Origin of the sequence: Flintibacter muris (assembly GCF_943192995.1) — a bacterium.
Classification (GTDB): Bacteria; Bacillota; Clostridia; order Oscillospirales; family Oscillospiraceae; genus Lawsonibacter; species Lawsonibacter muris.
On sequence record NZ_CALPCP010000075.1, the window covers coordinates 1 to 7,354 of the forward strand.

The 7,354-nt window shown below is 58.1% G+C and carries 11 protein-coding genes; all 11 read left to right on the plus strand.

The features are described from left to right. Positions 1 to 126 precede the first annotated feature (126 nt). Positions 127 to 336, plus strand: a complete 210-nt coding sequence (locus NFS22_RS22540) for a hypothetical protein (RefSeq protein WP_251319896.1) — start codon at positions 127 to 129, stop codon at positions 334 to 336. A 20-nt stretch (positions 337 to 356) separates the two neighbouring features. Continuing rightward, entirely contained in the window at positions 357 to 545 is a 189-nt protein-coding gene (locus tag NFS22_RS22545; protein ID WP_251319897.1) for a hypothetical protein, read from the plus strand. After that, positions 542 to 1,090 (plus strand): sugar-phospahte nucleotidyltransferase, encoded by a 549-nt coding sequence (locus NFS22_RS22550; RefSeq protein ID WP_251319898.1) that lies wholly within the window; start codon positions 542 to 544, stop codon positions 1,088 to 1,090. The genes NFS22_RS22545 and NFS22_RS22550 overlap by 4 nt, the downstream gene beginning before the upstream one ends. A gap of 5 nt (positions 1,091 to 1,095) precedes the next feature. After that, positions 1,096 to 1,311, plus strand: a complete 216-nt coding sequence (locus NFS22_RS22555; RefSeq protein ID WP_251319899.1) for a hypothetical protein — start codon at positions 1,096 to 1,098, stop codon at positions 1,309 to 1,311. Beyond that, positions 1,308 to 1,616, plus strand: a complete 309-nt coding sequence (locus NFS22_RS22560; protein WP_251319900.1) for a hypothetical protein — start codon at positions 1,308 to 1,310, stop codon at positions 1,614 to 1,616. Before NFS22_RS22555 ends, NFS22_RS22560 begins: the two co-directional genes overlap by 4 nt. Before the next feature lie 24 nt (positions 1,617 to 1,640). After that, the gene (locus NFS22_RS22565) at positions 1,641 to 4,037 is read left to right on the plus strand and encodes a virulence-associated E family protein (RefSeq protein ID WP_251319901.1); all 2,397 of its coding nucleotides are present in this window, start codon (positions 1,641 to 1,643) and stop codon (positions 4,035 to 4,037) included. Positions 4,038 to 4,299: 262 nt separating this feature from the next. Then, positions 4,300 to 4,587, plus strand: coding sequence for a PDDEXK family nuclease (locus tag NFS22_RS22570; RefSeq protein ID WP_251319902.1), 288 nt, complete (start codon positions 4,300 to 4,302; stop codon positions 4,585 to 4,587). Next, positions 4,584 to 5,969 carry a DEAD/DEAH box helicase gene (locus tag NFS22_RS22575; protein ID WP_251319903.1) on the plus strand — a complete coding sequence of 462 codons (1,386 nt, stop codon included), beginning with the start codon at positions 4,584 to 4,586 and terminating at the stop codon, positions 5,967 to 5,969. The genes NFS22_RS22570 and NFS22_RS22575 overlap by 4 nt, the downstream gene beginning before the upstream one ends. Then, on the plus strand, positions 5,966 to 6,349 hold the full coding sequence (locus tag NFS22_RS22580) for a hypothetical protein (RefSeq protein ID WP_251319904.1): 384 nt from the start codon (positions 5,966 to 5,968) through the stop codon (positions 6,347 to 6,349). Before NFS22_RS22575 ends, NFS22_RS22580 begins: the two co-directional genes overlap by 4 nt. Beyond that, complete coding sequence (locus NFS22_RS22585; protein ID WP_251319905.1) at positions 6,346 to 6,741, plus strand: hypothetical protein; 396 nt, start codon at positions 6,346 to 6,348, stop codon at positions 6,739 to 6,741. Before NFS22_RS22580 ends, NFS22_RS22585 begins: the two co-directional genes overlap by 4 nt. 206 nt (positions 6,742 to 6,947) lie before the next feature. Then, positions 6,948 to 7,354: terminase small subunit (locus NFS22_RS22590; RefSeq protein WP_251319906.1), on the plus strand; the 407-nt coding region annotated here is incomplete at its 3' end.

A 7,354-nucleotide genomic window follows, 5' to 3' on the forward strand; every position in this document is an offset into this window, starting at 1 on the left:
CTGCGTCAGGAATTCTCTCCTGACGCAGTTTTCACATTTGTTCTTCACATAACGACTATGATTAAATAAACCGAATTATGTGAAGCTCAACATAATTCGGTAGCCCTCCCGCCCTGGGCCTACGTTTTGACCCGTCTGAGCCTGTGCGCCGCTGAGGAGCCCACCATGGCCAGCTTGTTTGACGGCATAGGCGGCTTTCCGCTGATCTGGGAATGGCTCAACGGTAAAGGCTCCTGTCTGTGGGCCAGTGAAATTGAGGACTTTCCCATTGCCGTCACAAAAGAGCACTTCCCGGATGAGGCCCCGGAAAATGATGACCTCATCCCCCTATTTTGAACTAAAGGAGGCGTTGACCCATGGCAAAACGCAAGAAATACCAGCGGCAAGAAAAGCCCCGGATGTGTGACCCCGGAATGTGTGACCATTGCACCTACATCGGAGAGGGTGACTTTATCTGTGACAAGGGCCCCGGTGAGCCTGTGATCGTGGTGGAGGACTGGGAGCCCAATGAGAACGCCGGGCGCTGTAAAAGGAGCCAGCGGTGAGCGGCGGCTTTAAGGTGGCAGAGGTGGCCAACAGCAAAAATGATGAGTTTTACACCCCAGCCTATGCAATCACCCCTCTGCTCCGGCATCTCCCCCCCCCTTATGTGGACAAGCCCGTCTCTATCTGGTGCCCCTTTGACACGGAGGACAGCCTCTTTGTGAAAATCTTTCGCTTGTTCGGCTACCAGGTGACCGCCACTCACATCTCCGGCGGCTTTGACTTTTTCAAGACGGAGCCCCTGGCCTGTGACTACATCATCAGCAATCCGCCCTACTCCCTCAAGGGAGACGTGCTGGAGCGCTTGTTTTCCCTGGGTGTGCCTTTTGCCATGCTGGTGGGTGTAGTGGGGCTCTTTGAAAGTCAACGGCGCTTTGAGATGTTCAGATCGCACGATTTTGAAATCATGTACTTTAACCGCCGGGTGGCGTATTTCAAGGACTACCAGGAGCAAGCGCCGTCTCTCAACCCGCCCTTTAGCAGCGTGTATGTGTGCCGGGGCGTCCTGCCCCAGCAGATCGTTTTTGAAGAAATAGCAAAGAGGTGACCAAAATGCCAGACAACAAAAACCCTTTTCTCAATGCCAGCGGGTGCCCTGACCCTACGGCATACCACGCCTTGCGCCCCATCATCCGTGAGGAGGAGGCTCTGGACGCAAAGGTCAATTTTCTTATCAAGGTGCTCAAGTACGTCATAGCGGAAAGCGGCTTTGAGCTGCTGGCCCGCATCGAGCTCCGGGACAAAAAGACCGGGAGGTGCTTTCGGTGAGAGACGCTGTTGCCATCGACTTTGACGGCTGCCTGTGCGTGAACGAATACCCCCGCATTGGAGCCCCCAACTGGGCCGTGATCGCCAAGGCTAAGGAGCGGCAAGCTGCCGGGGCCGGGCTGATCTTGTGGACGTGCCGGGAGGGCCAGCTCCTCCAGGACGCCGTGGCCGCTTGCCAGAGCTGGGGCCTGACCTTTGACAGCATCAATGAGAGCTTGCCGGACTGGATTGAGGCCTTTAAGAACCGGCCCCGGAAAGTGGGGGCCACCGAATACTGGGATGACCGGGCCGTGAGGCTGCCGTAAGACAAGGAAAAGGAGCAACCCTCCATGCAGTATGACCGCAAAATTACAATCTCCGCCGGAAACAACCGGCGGGCCATGAACTGGACCGCCCAGACCATGCTCATATCTGAGCTATGGGCACGGCTCCAGACCCCCGCCAGGGGCACGGAGACGCTGGCGGAATACCTCAGCATGAAAAAGGCCCAGCAGGATGACCTCAAGGACGTGGGCGGCTTTATGGCCGGCACTCTGTCCGGCCCCCGCCGCAAGGCCAACGCCGTCACCGGGCGGGATGTCATCACCCTGGACCTGGACAACATCCCCGCCGGGGGCACGGAGGACGTGCTCCGCCGGGTGGAGGCCCTGGGTTGCGGCTATTGCATCTATTCCACCCGTAAACACAGCCCGGCGGCCCCCCGGCTCCGGGTGCTCCTGCCCCTTGACCGTACCGTGTCAGCGGACGAATATGAGCCCCTGGCCCGGAAGATGGCCGAATACATAGGCCTGGAGCTGGCAGACCCCACCACCTTTGAAGTCTCCCGGCTCATGTATTGGCCCTCCTGCTGTGCGGATAGCCAGTATATTTACACCTGGCAGGACAAGCCCCTCCTCTCCGCCAACGGGCTCCTGGCCCGATATGATGACTGGCGGGACTGCCGCCTCTGGCCCCAGGTGCCGGGCGCTGTGAGCCTCCCAAAGCTGGCCGTCAAGCAGGGTGACCCGGATGCCAAGACCGGCGTGGTGGGCGCTTTCTGCCGCACATATGACGTGTACCGGGCTATGTCGGAGCTCATCCCCGGAATGTATGAGCCGGTGGACAGTATGCCCGGCAGATACACCTATCTGGGCGGCTCTACCACCGGCGGGGCTGTGATCTACGATGACGGCAAATTTTTGTATAGCCACCACGCCACTGACCCATGCAGCGGGCGGCTGGTCAACGCCTTTGATCTGGTCCGGCTCCACCGCTTTGGTGACATGGACGATGAGGCCCAGCCGGGGACGCCCACCAACAGGCTCCCGTCCTATCGGGCCATGTGTGAGCTGGCCGTGCAGGACGTGGGTGTGGCCGCCCTTATGAGCCAGGAGCGCTACCAGGAGGCCGTGCAGGACTTTGAGGGGGTGGGAGCCACCAACGATGAGGACCCGGCCAACTGGATGAGCAAGCTGGCAATCAACACCCAGACGGGGCTCCCAAAAGCCACCATTGACAACGTGTGGATTATTCTGGAGCATGACCCGCTGCTCAAGGGCAAGTTTGCCCTCAACCGCTTTGCGGGCCGTGGTGAGGTCCTGGGGCCCCTGCCTTGGGACACCCGCACGGTGCGCCGCCTGTGGGATGACAATGACAATGAGGGCCTTTACTGGTACATGGAACGATACCACCATATCACCGGCAACGGCAAGATTGACGGGGCCCTCTCCCTCCACTCCACCGCCCACGCTTTTAATGAGATACAGGACTTTTTGGGCGGCCTCCAGTGGGACGGCGTGCCCAGGCTTGACACCCTTTTTATTGACTACCTGGGGGCCGCTGATACCCCATACACCAGAGCGGTGACCCGCAAGGCTTTCACCGCCGCCGTGACCCGTGCCATGATGCCCGGCAGCAAGTATGACAATATGCTGATCTTGGCCGGGCCCCAGGGCCTTGGCAAGAGCACCCTGCTGGATAAGATGAGCCGGGGATGGTTTAACGACAGCATCCGCACCTTTGAGGGCAAGGAGGCCTCTGAGCTTTTGCAGGGGGTGTGGCTGGTGGAAATATCGGAGCTTGACGCTTTCCGGCGCACGGACGTGGCCCGCATCAAGCAGTTTTTGAGTTTACGCACGGACCGCTTTCGGGCCGCCTATGGCCGCCACGTCAAGGAGCTGCCACGGTGCTGTGTCTTTTTCGGCACCACCAACACCAAGGACTTTTTGCAGGACAGGACCGGCAACCGGCGCTTTTGGCCGGTGGATGTTGGCATTGAGCCTGTGACCAAGAGCGTGTGGGCTGATCTGGCGGGAGAGATAGACCAGATATGGGCGGAGGCCGTGGTCCGCTGGCGGCTGGGTGAGCCCCTATACCTGCGTGGTGAACTGGAGGAGGCCGCCAAGATCAAGCAGGAGGAGCACCGGGAAGTCAGCACCCGTGAGGGCATCGTCCTGGACTTCCTTGCAAAGCAGGTGCCAAGCGACTGGGCCAAGTGGCCGCTGGACCGCCGCCGGATGTTCTGGGCGGGCGCTGTGCAGGGTGACCTCAAGCTGGTGGACCGTGACAAGGTGTGTGCCTTGGAGGTGTGGTGTGAGGCCCTGGACGGCAAACAAAAGGACATCCGCTACATTGACACGGCGGAGATCAACGGCATCATTGAGGCCTGTGCGGACTGGCAGAAAGCGGAGAAAACAATGCGCTTTGGCTACTGCGGGGTGCAAAGGGGCTTTGAGAAAACCGTGTAACATTGCCTGTAACATTGGTGTAACATTGACCCCTTGAATGTTACAGGCATTTTGTAACAGGTTACAGGCAATGTTACAGTAAATGTTACGGCTGAAACCGTTGCGCCGCAAGGCTTTCAAGGATTTTGTAACATTGTAACATTTATTTTCTATTGATTGAAAAATAGAGGATTTAGAGAGTATATAAACCGCCTAATCCGCCTAATACGCATAAAAGAATAGGAAAATTGTTAAATGTTACAGGCTAAAAGGAGAGGTCAAAATGCTGGAAAAAGAAGTGGAGCGCTACTTGCGGGAACAGGTCAAGAAAAGACTGGGAGGCATGGCGCTAAAATTTGTGAGCCCCGGATTGAGTGGGGTGCCGGACAGGGTGGTGTTATTGCCGGGCGGAAAGATCACCTTTGTGGAGACAAAGGCCCCCGGCAAAAACCTGAGAAAGCTGCAAGAGTACGTCTGCGGGATGATCGCCGCCTTGGGCTTTGAGGTCCGGCGGATTGATACCAAGCCGGGCGTGGACGCCTTTATCCTGGAAATGGAGGCCCGGCTGTGAAGTACACACCGCATGAGTATCAAGCCTATTGCATCCAGCGGGTGGTGGAGGACCCCGCCGTGGGGCTGTTCCTCCGGCCAGGCCTGGGCAAAACCGTCATCACCCTCACCTCTGTCAACATTCTCAAGTATTTCCGCTGGCAGGTGAGCCGGGTGCTGGTGGTGGCCCCTAAAAAGGTGGCGGAGGCCACCTGGAGCAAAGAGGCCGCCAAGTGGGACCACCTCCAGCACCTCCGCATCTCCGTGGTGCTGGGGTCCACCAAAAAGCGCATCAAGGCCCTCAACACACCGGCGGACGTGTATATTATCAACCGGGAAAATGTGGAGTGGCTGGTGGACTATTACAAGCAAGCGTGGCCCTTTGACATGGTGGTCCTGGATGAGAGCACCAGCTTTAAGAACTCCAGGAGCAAGCGCTTTAAGGCCATGAAACGGGTGCGGCGCTTTGTCAAAAAGATGGTCCTGCTGACCGGCACGCCGTCCTCCAAGGGCCTGATTGATTTATGGGCCCAGGTGTATCTCCTGGACGGTGGGGCACGTCTGGGGCCCACGCTGGGGGCCTACCGGGACCAATACTTTGACCCGGACCAGCGGAGCCGGACCCAGATTTTCAGCTATAAAGCAAAGGACGGGGCAGAGAGCTCCGTGCTGGCCGCCATCGCTGATATTTGCATCTCCATGAAAGCGGAGGACTACCTGCAACTGCCGGAAAACATCTCCCATGAGGTCCCCATCCTGCTGGACAGCAAGGCCAAAAAGGCCTATGAGCAGTTTGAGCGTGACCTGCTGCTGGAGATTGACGAAAACATCATCACCGCTGGCACCGCCGGGGTCCTCACCGGGAAACTCCTGCAATTCTGCAACGGGGCGGTGTACGGCAGCGAGGGCCAGATCGTGCCGGTGCATGACTGCAAGCTGGAGGCCTACATGGAGCTGCTGGAGCGCATTGACGGGGAGCCCGCTTTGACATTCTACGGCTACCAGCACGACAGGGACCGCATCCTGGAGCGCCTGGCCAAGACCAAGCTGAGGGTGCGGGTCTACAAGGGCGTGGAGGATGAGGACGCCTGGAACAGCGGAGAGGTGGACGTGCTGCTGGTGCATCCAGCAAGCTGCGCCTATGGGCTAAACCTCCAGGCTGGCGGCCGTCATGTGGTGTGGTACGGCCTCAACTGGTCCTTTGAGCTGAATGACCAAGGTAACTGCCGCTTGTGGCGGCAGGGCTCCCCATACGACAAGGTTTTTATTCACTATCTGGTGGTGCAGGGCTGTGTGGACGAGGATGTCATGGCCACCATCCGGGACCGGGCGGACACCCATGAGGCCGTCATGCGGGCCCTCAAAGCCAGAATAAAGAAAGTCAAGGAGGATGCGAAAAAATGAGCATTGTGACTGATAAGGAGACTATTTTTGTGGATGAGCTCATCCGGGAAAACGCCCGGCTGACCGTCCAGCATGAGGCGGACCTGCTGAGGGCTGACCAACTGGTGGCAGAACTGGATGAGGTCAAGGCCGCCGTCTCCTCTGCCCAGGAGGCCTTGGAGGCTTGTGACAGAGCCCAGAACCGGGCCCGCACCGCTGAGGCAAAGCTGGCCCAGGTCAATGCCATGCTGGCCAGAGCCCTTGATGACCTGCATTTTGTCATGGCTGGCGGTGACCCCTGCAAGGTGTGTACTGTCAAGTGTGCCTTTGGTACGGGGGAGTGCAAGCCCGTGTGGAAAGGTGAAGAAAAGGCGGAAACGGAGGAGGCGGCTGATCAGTGACATTGAAAGAGCTTTCCCAGCTTTACTACCTCAACCGGGAGATCGAGATGGACCAGCGCCGCCTCCGGGAGCTGGAGGCCAGGGCCCTGCCGGGTGCCCAGGTTATCACGGGGATGCCGCACGGCTCCGGCGTGGCGGACATCGTGGGGCGCTATGCGGCGGAGATCGCTGATCTGCGGGGCATCATTGAGGCCAAGCACCAGCAATGCCTCTATGAGCGGAGCCGTCTGGAGCGTTACATTGCCGATATTGATGACAGCCTCCTCCGGCAGATATTCACCTATCGCTTTGTGAATGGGCTGCCGTGGCTCCAGGTGGCGGCCTGTATCGGGGGAAATAATACGGCTGACAGTGTACGGGTGGCGTGCAATCGGTACATAGAGAAACATTGAAACATCGGAACGGCTGAAACTTGTTCGTTTTGTTCGGTATCATGTATGCTACAATGTAACCTGCGGGTGGTGCCCATAGATGAGCATTGCCTCCTTGGTTAGCGGCGGCAAGGTGATGGAGATTGAAACCCAGACCCTTGCCGCCGTCATTTCTGTCATTTAATCGCCTTTTCCGGGCGGTTTTATCATGTTTTGGGGTGGTGAGCGTGGCAAAGCTAACTGAAAAGCAAAAGCGGTTTGTGGCTGAGTATCTGGTGGACCTCAATGCCACCGCCGCCGCAAAGCGGGCTGGGTACAGTGAAAAAAGTGCCTCCAGGATAGCTATTGAACTACTCAATAAAACTCAAGTTTCGGAGGAAATCCAAAAACGCCGGGGAGAGCTACAAAGCAAGCTGAAAATCACCCAGGAGACAGTGCTCCAAGAGCTGGCCGCCATCGCCTTTGCCAACGGGACAGACTTTGTGACAGTGACCGGGGCCGGACTGCTGGATGTCAAGCCTACCAGCCAAGTGTCCAAGGAAAAGCTTCCAGCAATCGCCGGTATCAAGTACAGCCAACTGGGCATTGAGATAAAGCTGCATGACAAGGTGAGGGCCCTGGAGCTGCTGGGCAA